At 60.7% G+C, this 16,663-nt stretch carries 16 protein-coding genes; 5 read left to right on the top strand and 11 right to left on the bottom strand.

Translation table 11 applies throughout. The annotated features are described in order from the left end of the window. The first annotated feature begins 54 nt into the window (after nt 1-54). Nucleotides 55-186: a DUF2474 family protein gene (locus WFJ47_RS04285; RefSeq protein ID WP_127100198.1), complete on the top strand. Its 132-nt coding sequence runs from the start codon at nt 55-57 to the stop codon at nt 184-186. Here WFJ47_RS04285 and WFJ47_RS04280 read toward each other — a convergent pair. Continuing rightward, nucleotides 177-824 (bottom strand): HAD family phosphatase, encoded by a 648-nt coding sequence (locus tag WFJ47_RS04280; RefSeq protein WP_336761072.1) that lies wholly within the window; start codon nt 822-824, stop codon nt 177-179. The two genes, WFJ47_RS04285 and WFJ47_RS04280, sit on opposite strands and share 10 nt — an antisense overlap. A 17-nt stretch (nt 825-841) precedes the next feature. Further along, nucleotides 842-1,561, bottom strand: a complete 720-nt coding sequence (gene gloB / locus WFJ47_RS04275; RefSeq protein ID WP_336761070.1) for a hydroxyacylglutathione hydrolase — start codon at nt 1,559-1,561, stop codon at nt 842-844. Between the two features lie 258 nt (nt 1,562-1,819). On the opposite strand from gloB, the gene WFJ47_RS04270 reads away from it, so the two are divergent. The 3 genes from WFJ47_RS04270 to WFJ47_RS04260 are packed head-to-tail and all read left to right on the top strand — an operon-like array spanning nt 1,820 to nt 4,248. Further along, nucleotides 1,820-2,614 (top strand): methyltransferase, encoded by a 795-nt coding sequence (locus tag WFJ47_RS04270; RefSeq protein ID WP_336761068.1) that lies wholly within the window; start codon nt 1,820-1,822, stop codon nt 2,612-2,614. Further along, nucleotides 2,583-3,323: a phosphatidylserine decarboxylase gene (locus WFJ47_RS04265; RefSeq protein WP_336761180.1), complete on the top strand. Its 741-nt coding sequence runs from the start codon at nt 2,583-2,585 to the stop codon at nt 3,321-3,323. The genes WFJ47_RS04270 and WFJ47_RS04265 overlap by 32 nt, the downstream gene beginning before the upstream one ends. Nucleotides 3,324-3,360: 37 nt before the next feature. Further along, complete coding sequence (locus WFJ47_RS04260) at nt 3,361-4,248, top strand: phosphatidylcholine/phosphatidylserine synthase (RefSeq protein ID WP_127100717.1); 888 nt, start codon at nt 3,361-3,363, stop codon at nt 4,246-4,248. A gap of 59 nt (nt 4,249-4,307) precedes the next feature. On the opposite strand, the gene WFJ47_RS04255 is transcribed toward WFJ47_RS04260, so the two are convergent. From WFJ47_RS04255 to alkB, 9 genes are all read right to left on the bottom strand, one after another. Next, the gene (locus tag WFJ47_RS04255; protein ID WP_336761066.1) at nt 4,308-6,746 is read right to left on the bottom strand and encodes a TonB-dependent receptor; all 2,439 of its coding nucleotides are present in this window, start codon (nt 6,744-6,746) and stop codon (nt 4,308-4,310) included. 726 nt (nt 6,747-7,472) lie between these two features. Continuing rightward, complete coding sequence (locus WFJ47_RS04250; RefSeq protein ID WP_336761063.1) at nt 7,473-8,870, bottom strand: DUF2142 domain-containing protein; 1,398 nt, start codon at nt 8,868-8,870, stop codon at nt 7,473-7,475. Between the two features lie 348 nt (nt 8,871-9,218). After that, a complete protein-coding gene (locus tag WFJ47_RS04245) occupies nt 9,219-10,226 on the bottom strand; it encodes an ion channel (protein WP_158625320.1) in 1,008 nt (335 codons plus the stop codon). Continuing rightward, nucleotides 10,204-11,538, bottom strand: a complete 1,335-nt coding sequence (gene gltX, locus WFJ47_RS04240) for a glutamate--tRNA ligase (protein WP_336761060.1) — start codon at nt 11,536-11,538, stop codon at nt 10,204-10,206. Before gltX ends, WFJ47_RS04245 begins: the two co-directional genes overlap by 23 nt. Before the next feature lie 76 nt (nt 11,539-11,614). Continuing rightward, nucleotides 11,615-12,382, bottom strand: coding sequence for a transcriptional initiation protein Tat (locus WFJ47_RS04235; RefSeq protein WP_336761058.1), 768 nt, complete (start codon nt 12,380-12,382; stop codon nt 11,615-11,617). Beyond that, the gene (locus WFJ47_RS04230) at nt 12,382-12,756 is read right to left on the bottom strand and encodes a hypothetical protein (protein ID WP_127100220.1); all 375 of its coding nucleotides are present in this window, start codon (nt 12,754-12,756) and stop codon (nt 12,382-12,384) included. The genes WFJ47_RS04235 and WFJ47_RS04230 overlap by 1 nt, the downstream gene beginning before the upstream one ends. Then, entirely contained in the window at nt 12,753-13,958 is a 1,206-nt protein-coding gene (locus WFJ47_RS04225) for a nicotinate phosphoribosyltransferase (protein ID WP_264814395.1), read from the bottom strand. Before WFJ47_RS04225 ends, WFJ47_RS04230 begins: the two co-directional genes overlap by 4 nt. Beyond that, nucleotides 13,955-15,349 carry a class II 3-deoxy-7-phosphoheptulonate synthase gene (locus WFJ47_RS04220; protein ID WP_336761057.1) on the bottom strand — a complete coding sequence of 465 codons (1,395 nt, stop codon included), beginning with the start codon at nt 15,347-15,349 and terminating at the stop codon, nt 13,955-13,957. The genes WFJ47_RS04225 and WFJ47_RS04220 overlap by 4 nt, the downstream gene beginning before the upstream one ends. Before the next feature lie 61 nt (nt 15,350-15,410). Beyond that, nucleotides 15,411-16,064: a DNA oxidative demethylase AlkB gene (gene alkB / locus WFJ47_RS04215; protein ID WP_336761177.1), complete on the bottom strand. Its 654-nt coding sequence runs from the start codon at nt 16,062-16,064 to the stop codon at nt 15,411-15,413. A gap of 141 nt (nt 16,065-16,205) precedes the next feature. Here alkB and WFJ47_RS04210 point away from each other — a divergent pair, with 141 nt between their 5' ends. Beyond that, nucleotides 16,206-16,592, top strand: a complete 387-nt coding sequence (locus WFJ47_RS04210) for a hypothetical protein (protein ID WP_127100224.1) — start codon at nt 16,206-16,208, stop codon at nt 16,590-16,592. The last annotated feature ends 71 nt before the right edge of the window (nt 16,593-16,663 follow it).

Raw genomic sequence — 16,663 nt, 5'->3', positions numbered from 1 at the left:
GCCCCCATCCGGACGACATGGTTTGGATGGGGGCTGCCTCAAGGGAGATCGATCATGCCTGTCACTACTGCGCCACGGTCCTTCCTCGCCCGGCTCGGCTGGTTTGTCGGGCTATGGGCAGCTGGAGTCGTGACGCTCGCCATCGTCGCGACCCTGATCAAGATGATCATCTTCCATCAGTTCTGAACGGCCGGAATGAGATGAGGGCGTACATCTATCGCTCTCATTCCGGCATTATGGGCCGCCTCGAGCCCCTCTTCCGTATCCTCGAAAACGAGACAGCGAGCGGGAGCGACTTTCAGACGCTCGGCGGCCAGGAGATAGAGATCAGGCGCGGGCTTGCCGTGCTTCACGTCTTCGATCGTGACCACCGTATCGAAGAGCTCCAGCAGATCGAGCGTCTGCAGGGTAGACGTCACCGCAGATTTCATCCCCGCTGACGCGACAGCCATCGGCACATGGCCGAATTGCTCACGCGCGATCGTCGCGGCAAAACTATGCTCGCGCAGCTTGTCCAGATGGTTCTGGTAGAGCAGCTTGCAGCGCGCCAGCAGGGCTGGCCGATCCAAGATGAGGCCGAAGCTCTGTTCATAAGCGTTGAACAGCTTGTCGCTCGACAGCCCGGTCCGAGCAAAATACCAGTCTCGCTCGAGCGTGTAACCCACCTCACCCAGCGCCTCCTGAAAGGTCAGGAAATGCACGGGGAGCGTGTCGGCAATCGTCCCGTCACAATCGAAAATGAGCGCATCAAACGTGTGATTGCTCAGGGTAAATTCGGACGTCGCCGGGGTCGTCCCATCGTCATCGGATATGGCCGCACTCATGATCGGTCTGCCTCCCTTCAGAAATTGTCCTTGGCATGACGCAACGCCGCAAATTCGGCCACGTCACGCGCTTTCAAAAACGGATTGGTCTGGCGCTCAACGCCGAGCCTCACCGGGACTGTCGCGCGATTTTCCGCGCACAACGCCTTTACGTCAGCAACGCGCTGCTTCAAGGCCGCGTCATCAGGCGTTTGCGCCAAGGCGAAAGCTGCGTTGGACTCGGTATATTCGTGCCCGCAGCAAACGAGCGTTTCGTCTGGGAGCGGCGCAAAACGCTTGAGGCTGTCGAAAAGCTCCTGCGCCGTTCCCTCCAGAAGCCGCCCGCAACCGAGGCTGAACAGCGTGTCACCGCAAAACAGGGCGGGGACGGATCGGAAATAGAAGGCGATGTGACCGCGTGCATGACCCGGTGTGGCGATCACCTCACCCAGATCATGCCCGATGGCGATACGGTCCTCGTCATGAAGCAACAGGTCGAGCGGGGGCAGGCGCGCCTGGTCGGCCTCGGCCCCGGCGATACGCGCGCCGTATTTCTGGCGCAGCGCCTCGGCCCCGCCAATATGATCATCATGATGATGGGTCAGGAGAATCAGATCCAGCCGCCCTTCTCCAATCGCGTTCATCACCGGCCCCGACTCACCCGGGTCAACCACGGCGACGGTGCCGGTCTGAGGATCTTTCAGCAACCACGCGTAATTGTCCCGCGCGAAAGGAATAGCTTTGATTTCGAGGCTCACTATCCTGTTTTCCTTCTACTTGCTGATTCGGCCTGTTGGACGAAGACTAGCCTTGTTCAGGGGGTAACGTATCCTCACGCCTCTGAGATCACGACATAGGGAGGGGCATCCTGCCCGCCTCCTCGCCGTCTTCCCCTCACCAACGCATCCAGACGAGCGAGGGATGCGCTTGCGCAGCCTGGGCAGCCCCTTGCGCTCGTCGTCCCGACCGGCCCGGCCCTCTGGCCGTCGAAGCCGGTTCGGTCTAGCGTGTTCACCATGCCCAAGCGTATCGCCCAGCCCATTCCACCCGACGCCGCCGGTTTCTATGCCAGTCGGCGCGGAGAGCAGGTCACTGCGCTACTGATGGCGCGGCTTGCGCCTCTTCTCCCTGACCCGCGGGGGCAGCGCGTCTTGGGGCTGGGGTTCGCGCAGCCGCTCCTCTCGCAATGGCGCGCACTCAGCGAAGCGAAATGGGTCGCCTCGGCCCAACTCGACACGCCGCTGACGCGCCGTCGCGGTATGATACCCTCGAGCGTGCCATTCTGGCCCTCCTGCCTGGTAGCGCCCGACTGCCTGCCCTTCGATGATCTGAGCGTCGATCTGGTACTCATGATGCATGGGCTGGAACTGGTCGATCCACAGCCTCTCCTGCGCATCGTCTGGAAGTTGCTGGCCGATCACGGTCGTCTCATTCTGGTCGTCCCCAATCGGACAGGCCTTGCCGCAAAAGACGATACGCTGCCCTTCGGCCATGGCAGCCCTTTTTCTGCCAGCCAGCTCGATCGCACTCTGCAGCGCGGATTGTTCCGGGCCGAGGCCAACGCAACCGCCCTCAGTGCCCCGCTCGGTCTGCTGCCTCTGGGTGACAAGGCCACGCTGATGGCAGACAAGGTCTTTGGCGCTCTGGGGCGCCGCCTTGGCGGGGTGCATCTCGTGAATGCCTGCAAGGATCTCTATTCCGGCATGCCGGTGGAGGCGGAGCGGGCCACGCTCGGTTTTGCCCGTCGCGTCACCACACTCGCAGGCTCTGCCGGAAGCTATCAGACGGAAGCCGAACGGCCGAAAGCTTGACCCCAAACGCAGGTATCGTAAGACTGCGCTCATGTCCCTGATTCAATCGATCAAATCCGTTCTGGCGCCGCCGCACCGCGCTGCCCTTCCCTTTCTCGCGCTGACTGGCGGGTTGACCCTGCTCGGCCGCGCGACACCGTGGCGTGCCACGCGGATCATCGGCAATCTGGCGCTGGGCGGGTTCGGATTCTGCCTGTACTTCTTCCGTGACCCGAAGCGTTTTCCGCCTGCGCGCACGGACCTCGCCCTGGCTCCGGCCGATGGCCGCGTGGTCTCTGTCGAGCTCGCCACGCCCCCTGCCGCGCTGGGCATGGGCAGCGAGCCAGTATGGCGCGTGGCGACCTTCCTCTCGGTTTTGAACGTGCATATCAACCGCATGCCCGCCGCCGGGACGGTTACCAAGATTGCCTATCATGCGGGGCAGTTCCTCAATGCGAGTCTGGACAAGGCCTCCGACCTCAATGAGCGCAACGAGGTTCGGCTGACACTGGAGGACGGTCGCCATATGGCCGTTGTCCAGATTGCCGGTCTCATCGCGCGCCGTATTGTCTGTTACGTGGATGAGGGCAGTGTGGTCGAGCCGGGTGATCGCTTCGGCCTGATCCGGTTCGGCTCGCGTACCGACCTGTACCTGCCGCCCGGCGTGACCCCGCTGGTCAGCACTGGCCAGATCATGGTTGGTGGTGAAACCGTCATGGCCCATCTCTGAGACGCCCCTGACGATGTCCGAAGCGCGCCCCGCACCCATGGCCGAACTTCCGGTGCAGAGCCCTGGCGATGAGGGCACAGCTCCCCTGCGAGCAGGACGCAAGCGCCGTCGCCTGAGGCGTATCCGCCCCCGCCGTGTGCGCGTGCGCGGTCCGTCCTTCAACCGGCTCATCCCGAATCTACTGACCATGCTCGGGCTGTGCGCCGGGCTCAGCGGCATGCGCTACGGGCTTGAGCAGCAATTTGCCTATGCCGCAGCAGCCCTGGTGATTGCAGCCTGTATCGATGGGCTCGATGGGCGCATTGCCCGGCTTTTGCATGGTACGTCGCGTTTCGGCGCCGAGTTCGATTCGCTTTCCGATTTCGTCTGCTTCGGCGTAGCGCCGCCCTTTCTGCTCTATCTGTGGACCCTGCATGAAAATGGCGGACGCTACGCCTTCGTGCCCTGCATCTTCTTTACGGTCTGCATGGCCCTGCGTCTGGCCCGGTTCAATGCGAGCCTCGATGACGACGAGAAACCGGAATATTCCTATAGCTTCTTCACCGGCGTTCCCGCGCCCGCCGGGGCGGGCATCGTTCTCTTTCCCATCTTTCTGGGGCTGGAGGCGGAGAAGATGCACTGGCCGCTCATCGACGGTCTGGCGCGCTCTCCCCTTCTGGCCGCAGGTGCTCTCATCCTGACGGCGGCCCTGCTTGTCTCGACGCTGCCGGTCTGGTCTTTCAAGAACTTCAAGATCGCCTCACGCTATGTGCTGCCGCTTATGCTCGGCACACTGCTCTATGCCGCGATCCTGCTGGCCGATCCCTGGCTTGCCCTGGCGGCAGCGGGTGTCCTCTATCTGCTGATGCTGCCTTTCAGCCGACGCAGCTTCCATCGCCTGAAGGCTCAGGCCGAGGCGCTTTCGGAAGATATCCCCGAAGCCTGAACCGCGCCGGGAGAAAGGGGCGGATCAGGGGGGCGATGCCCTCCCTGATGAGGCCGGGCTCAGAAAGCAAGCTCGACCTGTCCGCCAAATTGACGCGCCTCATTGTAATAGCCCTGCAGGCCCGTCGTAACGCCCAGCGTCTTGAAATATACATGCTGCTCGGCAAACAGGTTACGCGCCCAGAGCGAGAACGTGGCCTTACTGCCGGTATTCCCCAGCCGCACATTGGACACCGCCACACGCCCATTGACGATCAGGCCGCTATCCCCTTTGGGCTGATAGACATTTTTCGGGTTTCTGGTGCCAAGATAGACCGGGTCGGTCGTGTTGGCATAATAGCCGCTATCGATATTCCCATCGAGATGCGCGAGCAGGGTAAAGCCCTGGAACGGCCGCACGTAATCCACCTGAAAGCTCCCCGAATGCGCCGGCGTATAGCTCTGGTAGATCGGCACCAGCATCGGGCTGACCACGCCGATCGAGTTCGGATAGGGGTTCGCGGTCGGAGGGATATGGACATAGTTATAGGCGTAGGAGAACCCGATTGTCAGGTAGCGCAACGGGGTGACATTCAGCTCCGCTTCGACACCGCTCAAATCGCCATGGCCGGGCGCGTTGATGGTCGAGGTCGTCGTGCGCGTCGTCAGCTGATTACCGATTTGGTAAGGTCGGCTGAAGTCAACCTGGATGTCTTTGTAATCCCCCCAATACCCCGCAACATTGAAACGCGCGCGGTGATCGAGAAATTCGGTCTTGGAGCCGACTTCGAACATCGAGACCGATTCAGGGCCGAAGGCTTCGTAATCCTGCGCGCGTGAATTGGCACCACCCGGCTTGTAGCCAGTACTCCATTTCCCATAGAGCAGCACATGTCGGGTCAGGTCGCCGCTGATTTCGAGCAACGGATCAACACGCGACCATCCGGCATTGAAATCGATCGGGCCAGAGACGCCCGCAGTATTTACGGGCGCCTTGTTATTCACCGTGGTCAGTGTGCCCTGCTTGCCGTCATGCGACCAGCGCAGCCCCGCAGTCAGGTGCAGGGCATCGTGCAGTACGGGCGGGGTATAGACGGCGTTACCATAGACACCCCAGCTCTTGGACGTCACATGGCTGGCGCGATCGATGGGTTGAAGGCTCCAGTCATCATAGGCCGGGCCGGAAAGCAGCTTGTAGGCGCTGCCCGCCGCATCGGTGAACTGGTTGGTGTAGAAGGCCTGCGCATTATCGGAGGCATGCTCGCGATAATAGATAAAGCCACCCTGGTATTTCAGGCGCTTGGTATGCCCGAAGGCCTGGACTTCCTGACTGATCTGGTTCTGCCAGAATCCCGCGAGCGAGTTACGCGCAAAGTTCATGCCGAGGAAATTGCCCGAGGTATTGGACATACTGCCTGAAGCCATGCCGTTATCGAACTGGCTCTGACTGAGGGAGCGATAAGCCGTGATCGAGCGAAATGCCAGATATTGGGGTATTGCCTTATAGTCGAGCGTCATGCGGTGCCCGCTATTTTTCCCGATGCTCGGCCGCTCGGGCACGCCGATATTGGCCTCTTTGGCGCGCGCAGTTTGTAAGGTCGCGAGTTTGGCGAGCTTGTTCGACCCGCCTTTCAGCAACTGCATCCAGAGCGTGGTCGTGCTGTCATAGGAATTGTCATAGGCATAATCGGCGGAAAAATTATCGACCGGACGATAGAGCGCCTCAACATGCACGCCATGCTTGTCATACTGGTTGAACCCGCCCGTATCCGGCATCGGGTTGGAGACGAGGGGCGAACGATGCGCAGTGACAGCGTCGACCTTGATGGCGAGATCGTGGAAAGCGGGCAGATCGAGATGCAACTCGCCCTTATTGCTGCTGTAATTGCCGAACCCGCCCACCAGGCGCATTCCGAATTTTCCGGTTGGCTTGCGGGTGATGATGTTGAGCGCACCAGCCTCAGTATTACGCCCGAAAAGCGTCCCTTGCGGGCCCTTGAGTACCTCCATACTCTCGACATCGAACAAGGCGGTACCCAGAGCCTGAGGACGCGCGACATAGACGCCATCGATATACACGCCCACGCCCTGGTCTCGTGCGGGCTGGTTGCTGTCTCCGAGAACGCCGACGCCGCGAATATTCACGACCAGTGCTGAATTACGCCCCGAGAACTGGGCGATACGCAGCGAGGGGATGGAGCCGTCGCCCAGATCGACAAGCGAAACGACATGACGATTGGCAAGTTGTTTGGCACTGAAAACCGTGATCGATGCCGGATCTTTCTGGACGTTGCGCCCATGACCGGTGCCGGTAACGCTGATGCTTTCTGGCGTCGAAACATGCGCTGCGTGCTTCTTTGCCGCCAGATGTGCCGCTTTCGATGGGGGGGCTGCTGCGACCTGCACCGGGTCTTTCGCAGCGCCAACGGTCGTTTCCTGCCCGGCAGCACCCCGGCGGCTGGCCGGATGACGTCTGGTTTTTCTGGGAACCTCACCCCGACGAACAGATCCGCCGGTCATATCCTGGGGGTCGCCCCTCCTGGGAGGGGCACTGACTGAATCTGCCTTTTCTGCGCGACCCGATGCAATTCCAGTAGATGGGTCGCCCTGCCCTGCACGTCCCTGCAGGTCAGCGGCAAAGGCCGAGCCGGTACAGCAAAGAAAAGTGACCACAAGGCACAGTCTCTTACCTCTCAACACAAAACTCTCTCCTGACCGGATAGGGGCCGTCACGCGCCGTCCGGGCTCATTTCGAACCGAACACAATCCCGAGCGGTGCAGCGCAGTGACAAACCGTATCGGGACAGTTTCAATTAATTCGAAAAAGAAATAGTTTTGTGGCGAAGTAAGTATGAATGATGAAGATATTATTTCATCGTCATAATTACTTCATATTATATAATTATTACACGCTTGTTCCGCCGATGGTCGAGGGCGTAAGCATAAGAGGCGGAAAAGCGTAAGACCTATCAGTAAGCGCTGGCCAGCTGGCTTTACTACCGTACGCTGCCCCTTCCACCCGCAAATCGGACGTGGCGAGCTCAACCGCATTACCATGGAACTTTAGAAAGGTCGGCCTCCTTGATGGAGGCCGACTATTGCCGCATTCATATCCCGGCAATCGGCCCCCCTCCATTGATGAAGTATCCTTCACAGGCGGGAAAGCCTTCAATCTGCCCACCAGAGCGTCTTCAGAAGCGATTTTGGCAGAATCGCTGCGATTCAAAGCCCGGGTATACTCGGCCCTTACGGAATGTAGTAACGCGCCGTCACGCGATACAGGGTGACGTCAACCGAGAGAAGCATCCAGCACAGTGCCAGTGCACGCGCACTCCAGGCGATACGTGGGGCTTCCCGCATAGGCATGAGAAAAACCATAAATGGGAGAAGAGGAATAAAGTATCTCCCCTGTACGCCGAACACATAATCCGCTCCCACAGGCGTGAAAGTAATGTATTCGAGCAGGAAGATAAGGAAAATACTTCCGGCAAGTATCAGGGTGATAAAGGAGGAGTTCAGCAAAGATCGCGCGTCAAGCCCAGCCCTCCATCCAGAGACGAGTACCGCAATCAGCACAAGCGCTGTCAGATCATAGAACCAGGCGGGGAGTACAACGTCGATCCAGCCGAGAACTCCGATCATTTCCTTCCAGAAGGCAATGCCCTCCATTCCCTGATGGGAGGTAAACGCACTCACGACAAGACGTATGGCATGGAAGGGATGATGAAGCAGGAACAGAACCTGACCGGATGAAGAGCGCCCCTCCCACATAGGTATCATCACGAAGAACTTGACGAGCAGAGACCACGCACCAACGATCAGCAGAGAGATTAGACAATACTTGAGAAGGCTGCGCCAATTTTCACGGGATGCGAAAAAGAACGGAATAAAGATCAGAGGAGCATAGGCAGGGCGCCCAAGCGTGAGAAGTGTTACGAGTACAAAAAGAACCCTGAGCGCTGTATCCGGCCTCGAACTCGCCAATGAGCCGATGCGTGCCATCAAGGCGGCTGCCAGCGTCGCCGAGCAGATCATCAACCCATCCTGACTGATGGAGGCGAAAAGTGAGAGCGTCATCGGAAGGGAGAGAATGACAAACAGAAAAGTCGCCCCAACACCCGGCATCAGATAAATGGAGAGAGCCCCAAGCAGGACACAGGCAACGCCACCGAAAGCCCGACTGACGATCAGAGCGTGATGAAGGTTGACGTGGATAAGCCTCGCCATACCCAGACCCACAACGTTGGGAATGTAGAGGAGTGGCGAGTAGATCGCCGTATTGGAGAAATCCTGATATCCCCTGTTGCCGAGCCGGATCATTGAACCGCGCCGGATCATGTCGGGTGTTACTTTCACTTCAGCATGAAAGCGCATGGCACCGTAGATCTGATCCAGTTGATCGATACCGACCTCGACCTTTCCCCCCGAACGCGCTGGTGTACCGTGTTTCCAGGCGATGAGATGACCGGTGAGAATCTGATCGACACGCTTGAGGTGGTTGAACTCGTCGGAGTTCTCAAAAGGGGGAACGATCGCCGCAAGAAACGCGACGCAAATACAGCCGCAGAAAAGGTATAGGCTCGCCAGAAACCAGCTTTCCCGCACATGCGAGAAATTCTGACGCAATTTATCGAAGAAAACCATATTCCTGACCGATCTCCATAACGCTTCATACACGTCGACACCAATTCGGGCCCACTGACCTGCATCTCATCGCCCTAGACAGCGCGCAGCATCGGTTTACCGCCAATCCCCAAACACTTGCGGGCTGGTTCTGCGAGAAACCGCTCCTCCGTGGCGTAATTTCGCGCGTCCATCGCTGCAGGATGTGAGTCGACATGCCTGAACGGGTTCCTCGTCGCACCCCGACGGTTTCATGGCAAGATGTTTACAGCTTCGATATGAGTCACAGGCAAAAGTTTAACTGGCATCACGATGCCCTATTCTCCTGCCGCGCTTCAGGCCGGGCCCCTGAGCAAGTGCTCCAGCCGATCAAACCGGCCGATCAGCTTCCTTTTCGATGTCATGAAGGCGGCGATAGTCGATGCGATAGGTTCCCTGTCCGTCATGGATCACCATGTCGACGAAGCGCATTCCCTTCATCATCCGGGCGTGGTCATAGCTGCGTTGCAGCAGAACAGCCTGGCCTGTGGCTTCATCCGTGCCGCGCACGGTCACCAGGATTTCGGCGTGGGTGGCATCAAGCTGCTCGAGGCTCAGCAATGTAAGTGGGCTGGTACTGTCGATCGGATGCACCAGCGTCTCGATGAAGCGCAGTTCGGGCACCTGGGATTGAAGCAGCTTCAGCGGAGAAAAGATGCGCGTCGGGTATCCGCCCTCTCCAATCACGAACTGGGAAAGCGAGAGCTGAACGTCCATCGCCAGGACGGCACTCTTGCGTGAGTTGGCGAGCCTTATGCAGAGTGCTGGCGGGCTGGCCTGCTGGCTGATCACCCCCACCTGACTGAACAGGATCTGGGCGCGCGGCCTGGAGAATCGCGCAAATACGACACCGGTCGAGAGCGCATTGACCATCATGCCCAGCAAGGCTTCAATCGACACGAGCGCGTTCGCCATGTGGCCTGTGGGGGCCATGACCCCATAGCCGACGGTCGAGAGAGTCTGCACGCTGAAGAAAAACAATGCCAGCAGATCGAGATCAGCGGCGTTGTTGATACGCGCATCGCACAGGCGATAGAGCAGTGCGAAAGCCAGATTGACGACGACATAGGCGATGGTCGACCACCCCATGAAGCGGGGCCAGGAGGTGGTCAGGGCGTGGTGATAGAGATCGGTCCAGAAATTGCTGCCGATGCCGATCCGTACCACCGCAGAACGCTCGCGTTTCTGCCCCGCATCCAGTTCATCCTCCTGCCCCTGGAGCGGCAACCCAACCCGACCCTTGAGGAGGCGGCCCCATTCGAGGGGTCCTTTCTGGCTCTGGTCGCCCTTCACGTCCTTTTCGCCCTTGCCCTGCTCAGGCCAGTGCAGCTTCTTCAAGGCGACGCAACACAAGGGCGCGCCCCATGAGCGGCAGAAGCGCATGCAGTTCCGGTCCGGCCTCTTCCCCTGTCAAGGCGAGGCGCAGCGGATGGAACAAGGCCTTGCCCTTGCGGCCTGAGACCTCCTTGAGGGCGTTGATCCACTGCTTCCAGACTTCGCCATCCCAGGGTTCTGCAGGCAGGGTTTGCCGGGCTTGTGCTAGGAACTCCGCCTCGCCACTCAGGGAAGGCGGCGCAATCTCGCCCTGCACCACGTCCCACCAGAACGCGATCTCGCCGGTCAGATCGACATTGCCGCGAATGGCGTTCCAGAAGGCCTCGCTCGCGCCCTCGGGCAAGCGCGTCTTCACTGCCTCGAAATCGAGCGTATGAAGCAGACGGCGATTGAGCCCGAGCAGATGCTGCATGTCGAAACGCGCCGCAGAGCGCGAGACATGGGACAGATCGTAGCTGGCAATCGATTCCTCGAGCGTCATCGGCACAGGGTCATCCGAACTGCCGATCTTCGAAAGGTAGGAGACCACCGATTGCGGCTCCATACCGTCATGGCGAAGCGCTCTCAGAGAGAGGGAGTCGAAACGCTTGGACAGCTTGCCACCGCCCTCGTCCAGCAGGAGCGGCAGATGTGCGAAGGTAAAACGTGAAGGACGGCCGCCCAGAGCCTCGATGATGTCGAGTTGCACGCCGGTATTGGTGATATGATCCTCGCCCCGGATGATATGGGTCACGTCGAGTTCCATATCGTCCACGACCGAAGCCAAGGTGTAGAGCACCGTGCCATCGGCGCGGACCAGAACAGGGTCGGAGATGGCCGTCAGCTTGACCGACAGATCTCCCATGACCAGGTCGCGCCAGCTCTTATGGCCGTCCGACAGTTTGAAGCGCCAATACGGCACCTTGCCATTGGCCTCGGCCCGTTCGCGCTGATCGGCGGTCAGGCGCAGCATGGCCCGGTCATAGATGGGGGGCTTGCGTGCCTTGAGCCGCGCCTCGCGCTTGGCGGCCAGTTCCTGCTCGCTCTCGAAACAGGGATAGAGCCGACCGGACGCCTTGAGGGCCTCAATGGCCTTGGCATAGCGATCGAGACGTTCGGACTGATGCGCCATTTCGTCCCAGTCCAGACCAAGCCATTCCAGATCGGTCTTGATGCCCTGCTCATACTCCGCCTTTGAGCGTTCCAGATCGGTATCATCGATGCGCAGCAGGAATTGGGCACCATGCTTGCGGGCATAGAGGGCGTTGGCAATGGCCAGACGGGCATTACCAACATGAAGATAGCCGGTCGGGCTGGGGGCGAAGCGCAGTTTCATGCTGCTTCTATGCCAAGCGCGCGGGCAATTTGCCAGTGCCCGTGCGCGCCGAGCACGATCAGAACTTCAGGCGCGTTCAGAAAACGCGCGAGAAACCGGCGCGCTGCAACTCAGCCAGTGCGCCCAGCGCGCTGGGTGTAACAATCGCCCGCTTGTCGAGATGATTCGTGAGCTGCGCCGCAAGCTGCTCCTGTGCGGGATTTCCCGGGACGGCACCCAGTGCCAGCAGACGCCCCGCATGAGCCCAGACCGCGTTATGGCAGGCCAGAAACACAACGCCGCGTGCCTGAAGTGCCGGAATACCGCGCCCCGCCGCGCCATACGCGCCCAATTCGTCCTGATGGTGGCGAGAGCTCCCCGTAGCACTCTGCTTGAGCGGCAGCGGAGATTGCCCCGGCGAGGTCAGGCGGGCGAGATCGAATTGCGACCATGCGGCCTCGTCATAAAGCGCAAGCTGCGCCTCGCCCCAGAGCGCCATGACCAGAAGCGCGTCGGGATGACCGAAGGCAAAGATTTCGCTGTTCAGCAGATTTTGGGCCTCGACGGGCCAGGACCCGGAAAGGGCAGTCCCCGTCCCGATCATCCGCTCCGCCCCGCGATAGGCGCGCAGGGCATCGAAGGCGACATCGTCCCACAGATCCGGATGATCCAGTAGCCGAGGCAGAGTCGTGAACTCACGACGACGCGGCAAAGCGGTCAACTGGCGGCTCAGATCCGGCAGATGGGTTTCGGGGGCCGGGGGCGCGGGGGTCGGTAGCACCGGCCGTGCGGCCCGCGCGGCGAGAGGAAGAAAGGCTCCCAGAGAGGCAGCGGCGGCAATAAGCTGGCGACGCGGCAGGGTCATCAGAGCTCTACCTCCTCGTCATCCTCCACAAGTCGTCGCGGGTCGAGCGTACGCCAGTCACGTTCCATGGGGGTGGCAGGCGTCGCCGCGAAATCCTCGAGTTCCGAGGCCGATTTCCAGCCATCATCCCCGGCTTCGACCACAATCGCGTCCTCACCAAACGAAAACCAGGCTTCCAGCACCTCACGCCCGACAGCCCCGCCAACACGGCAGCGTTCCACACTGTCACGCACATAGGCCCGGGCATAGGCATTGGCATGGGCAAGGTCCTGGAAGTCCTTGACCTCCTCGACGATCCCCTCCTCGGCGCCACCCGAATTATCAAGAATCCTGACGAACCAGCCGCGATCGGGTTCTGCTTCTGAGCTGCTCATGCGCCATTCTCCTTGGACTTGCTCTGTATCTTCTGAAGGAGGAATTCGCGGCCGACCTTGACTCGCTTCTCCCCGTCATAAGCGACGATATCGGCGGTGGCGTAGGTTTCGTTCCATTTGACCGGAATAAACGATCCGGTGCCGACCACATCGAGCGGGGCATGGGAGTCGCGCATGGTCATGCATTTCTCCAGACCGAACCCTGAGGAGACGATGATCTTCACTTCCGTGAAGCCCGCCGCATTCAACTGTTCACGCATCCACCAGATCGCGGCTGCCGAAACGCCCGTCCCGACCAGATCCTTCAATTCGTGATCGGAGCGATAGCGCCTGATCGTGCCCGGCGTATGACGTTCCAGCACGGCATAGGACGACTGGGGATCAAGCCCCTCGATGAAGCGCCCGCCATGGGTGTCGAGACGCACACTGATGCGCCCCTGCGCCGCCAGTTCCGGAAAACGATGGCAGACGGCCAGCGCATCAGTGATCTCCTGGCCGAAATAATCGACCAGCACCACCAGCGGATCGTCGGGATAGACCTCGCGATACATCTCGGCGGCGCGCAACGTGGAGCCGGCATAGCCGATCAGCGCATGGGGCATGGTCCCCAGCCCGTGATCCTGACCGAAGAAGGCCGCGGTCACGTCGTTGGCACAGCCAACAAAACCACGCGCGCCCTCGCGTCGTGCAGCACGCGACCCGATGGACGCCGCATAGCCCATCATCTCCTGCATTTCGAACCCGGCGCAATGACGGGCCTCCATGGCCATGAAGGCGGCATCCGGCAAAGCCAGCGCCATCTGATAGGCATTATGCGCAGCCACACAGGCCGAGCCGAGCTTCTGGAGCAGCAGGGTTTCCAGCGGAGCAAGCTTCGTAAAGGGGCCTGTCAGATAGAGCAGGGGTTCGCCCGCCCCGACCCAGCTTCCTTCCGCCGAGATGATGTCAATGGCGACCTCGAAATCCTGCTCGCGGGCCACGTTTTCGAGCCAGGCCACCATCAGCCCGTGTGCTGCAATCACCGGGCGCCGGATGAACAGCGCATAGGTGACCTCACACTCGCCGAAGCGCGACACAATGGCCTGGGTGCGATTGAAATACGCATCCGTCCGTGCCGCGATCTCGCCAGGCGTCAGCGAGAGTCTGGGGCTGAGCGCCGCATCGAGTGCTGCGCGTCCCTCATCCGCCTTGGGCGGGGTCATCCCCGAAGCGCCCCGTGGTCACGGAAATGGCCCGTCAGTTCCTCGGCAAGGAGGAAGGCCATCTCGAGTGACTGCTCCGCATTGAGACGCGGATCGCAGAAGGTTTCGTAGCGCCCGGCCAGGTCGGCCTCGGTCAGGCACTGGGCGCCGCCCACGCATTCGGTCACATCCTGGCCGGTCATCTCGATATGGATGCCGCCCGGACGGAGCCCGGCCTTCTGGAAGACGGAGAAGAAACCCTTCACTTCGCCCAGAATGGAGTCGAAGGAGCGCGTCTTGACCTTGTCAGCCGTGCTGATGGTGTTGCCATGCATCGGGTCGCACAGCCATGTGACGGTGCGACCGCTTGCCTGGACCTTGTCGAGCAGAGGCGGCAGGAAATCCCCGACCTTGCCGGCGCCCATGCGCGAGATGAGCGTGATGCGTCCTGCCTCATCCTTCGGGTTGAGGATATCGAGCAGGTTTTCCAGATCGTCCAGCGTGGTCGTCGGTCCAACCTTGATGCCGATCGGATTGCCCACGCCGCGCAGGAACTCGACATGCGCCCCATCGGGCTGGCGTGTGCGATCGCCGATCCAGAGAAAATGGGCCGAGCAATCGTACCAGTTCTCGCTCAGGCTATCGATGCGCGTGAGTGCCTGCTCATAGGGCAGAAGCAGCGCCTCATGAGACGTATAGAACTCGGTCTCGTTGATCTGGGGGGCGCTCTGGTTGAACCCGCAGGCCCCCATGAAGGAGAGCGTCTCATCGATGCGCTGGGCCAGATCCTGATAGCGCTCGGCCAGAGGCGAACGCTTGACGAAGCCGAGATTCCAGCGATGCACCTCATGCAGATTCGCATAGCCCCCCGATGCGAAGGCGCGCAGCAGGTTCATGACGCCGGCAGACTGGAAATAGCCGGTTTCCATGCGCCCTGGATCAGGCAGGCGGGCGGATTCAGTGAATTCCGGCCCGTTGATGATGTCACCGCGATAGCAGGGCAAGGTGACGCCGTCCTGCGTCTCCGTGTCGGAAGAGCGCGGCTTGGCATATTGCCCCGCCATGCGACCGATCTTGATGACCGGCACCTTGGCTCCAAAGGTGAGAACGACTGCCATCTGCAGGAGCACACGGAACGTGTCGCGCACGATATCAGCCGTGAACTCGTTGAAGCTCTCGGCACAGGCACCGCCCTGCAGCACAAAGGCCTCGCCACGCGCTGCCTTGGCAAGCTGGCTCTTGAGGCGCCGCGTCTCACCCGCAAACACCAGTGGCGGATATCGCCGCAGACGGGCTTCGACAGAGTCGAGCGCGGCTGCATCCAGATATTGGGGCGCCTGGCGGATGGGGTGCGACCGCCAGCTCGACGGCGTCCAGCCGGCGTGCGCAGCGGATTCGCGGTTCGGGTGCATGAGAGCGTCTTCCTTTGGTTGAAAAAAGGGAACTTAGTATGGAGCGTAATAGCCCATACGCCTAGGGGCTATCCTGCGCCCTCACCCGGCGGAAGGTGAGATTCCATCGCAGCGCGCCGGTAAGCGGGTGCGTGCCCGGCTTGAGCGGAGCGATGCCGTGATAAAACAGCCGTGACCGGCCTCCCCAGACGACGACATCGCCGCTCAACAGGGGGATCTTGCGAACGGCGTCGGTCTTGGCCACCCCGCCAAAGAGAAACAGGGCCGGAACCCCCAGAGAAATCGAGACGATCGGACTTTCCAATGCCTCCTCGTCACGGTCCTGATGCAGCCCCATCCGCGCGCCCGGCTCATAGCAATTGATCAGACAGGCTTGCGGCGTGAACCCGTCAAAACCCGCCTCTTGCGCCAGATCACGCGCGAGCAGGGACCATTCCCGGGGCAAACCGGGCCAGTTCCTGCCGGTCAGAGGGTCGACGGACTCGTAACGATAGCCTCCCCTGTCCGAGTGCCAGCCCAGCTCGCCACAATTTGTCATGCGGACCGAGAACTGTCGTCCACCCGGTGTCTGCAATCGGCGAAGGGGAGAAAAAGCGGCAATCGTTTCTATCGTCTCGACCAGGCCGCGTTCCTGGTCGAGCGCCCGCCCGGGCAGGAAAACGGCATCCGGTCCCAGGGTCTCTGTCTCGCGTACCGCATTGAAGAGGTCATCCATCACGATAGGCTCTTGCCGCCTCCGATCTCACGAATTACTTGGAGTCTCTGACTGCGCCAGAGATCGGGCTTATTTCCGAAATGGCAACCACCGTTCCTTTAGGCCTTGCCGAATGGGACGAAACTGCAAGGGAATGCTTCGATGTCAACGCGCCGACGCGCCGCCTTACTGGCTGCCTCTCTTTTCGCCCTGCCCGCCGGAACGGCTTTCGCCCAGTTCACCGGGCAGAACGCACCGAGCGAGGCCCATGCCCCGCAGAACACGGCCAATGATACGGGCGTGGAATATCATGGCAAGGGCGAGCATCTGACCGCAAAGGGGCGTCACTCCCTGCCGCCCGGCTATCAGGAAACGCCGAGCACCGAGTTTCAGCATGGCCCCGATCCGGATCACGCCGATAATGTGCAGCGCGATGCGGTGACCGGCGCGGATCTGAGCAAGTTCGGCTCAGCCTATTCCAATAGCAGCCCTGTCCAGAGCGGTCAGCTGGGCGACGCCTCGGGTAACGGCTGGGTTGCCCCGCGCTGATCACCTTATTGCGCCTCTGCCCGACATCTCTTCCCTGCCCGCTGTCACACGAGCCGACCTGAGAATGTGAG

Origin of the sequence: Asaia sp. VD9 (assembly GCF_037150015.1) — a bacterium.
In the GTDB taxonomy this organism is placed as follows: domain Bacteria; phylum Pseudomonadota; class Alphaproteobacteria; order Acetobacterales; family Acetobacteraceae; genus Asaia.
This window is presented reverse-complemented; position numbering and strand designations above follow the sequence as displayed.

Excerpts from the sequence above, each read along its gene's own strand:
- WFJ47_RS04285 (WP_127100198.1), top strand. The coding sequence starts at position 55 with ATGCCTGTCACTACTGCGCCACGGTCCTTCCTCGCCCGGCTCGGCTGG.
- WFJ47_RS04280 (WP_336761072.1), bottom strand. The coding sequence starts at position 824 with ATGAGTGCGGCCATATCCGATGACGATGGGACGACCCCGGCGACGTCC.
- WFJ47_RS04270 (WP_336761068.1), top strand. The coding sequence starts at position 1,820 with ATGCCCAAGCGTATCGCCCAGCCCATTCCACCCGACGCCGCCGGTTTC.
- WFJ47_RS04260 (WP_127100717.1), top strand. The coding sequence starts at position 3,361 with ATGGCCGAACTTCCGGTGCAGAGCCCTGGCGATGAGGGCACAGCTCCC.
- WFJ47_RS04255 (WP_336761066.1), bottom strand. The coding sequence starts at position 6,746 with ATGACCGGCGGATCTGTTCGTCGGGGTGAGGTTCCCAGAAAAACCAGA.
- WFJ47_RS04250 (WP_336761063.1), bottom strand. The coding sequence starts at position 8,870 with ATGGTTTTCTTCGATAAATTGCGTCAGAATTTCTCGCATGTGCGGGAA.
- gltX (WP_336761060.1), bottom strand. The coding sequence starts at position 11,538 with ATGAAACTGCGCTTCGCCCCCAGCCCGACCGGCTATCTTCATGTTGGT.
- WFJ47_RS04235 (WP_336761058.1), bottom strand. The coding sequence starts at position 12,382 with ATGACCCTGCCGCGTCGCCAGCTTATTGCCGCCGCTGCCTCTCTGGGA.
- WFJ47_RS04230 (WP_127100220.1), bottom strand. The coding sequence starts at position 12,756 with ATGAGCAGCTCAGAAGCAGAACCCGATCGCGGCTGGTTCGTCAGGATT.
- WFJ47_RS04225 (WP_264814395.1), bottom strand. The coding sequence starts at position 13,958 with ATGACCCCGCCCAAGGCGGATGAGGGACGCGCAGCACTCGATGCGGCG.
- WFJ47_RS04220 (WP_336761057.1), bottom strand. The coding sequence starts at position 15,349 with ATGCACCCGAACCGCGAATCCGCTGCGCACGCCGGCTGGACGCCGTCG.
- alkB (WP_336761177.1), bottom strand. The coding sequence starts at position 16,064 with ATGGATGACCTCTTCAATGCGGTACGCGAGACAGAGACCCTGGGACCG.
- WFJ47_RS04210 (WP_127100224.1), top strand. The coding sequence starts at position 16,206 with ATGTCAACGCGCCGACGCGCCGCCTTACTGGCTGCCTCTCTTTTCGCC.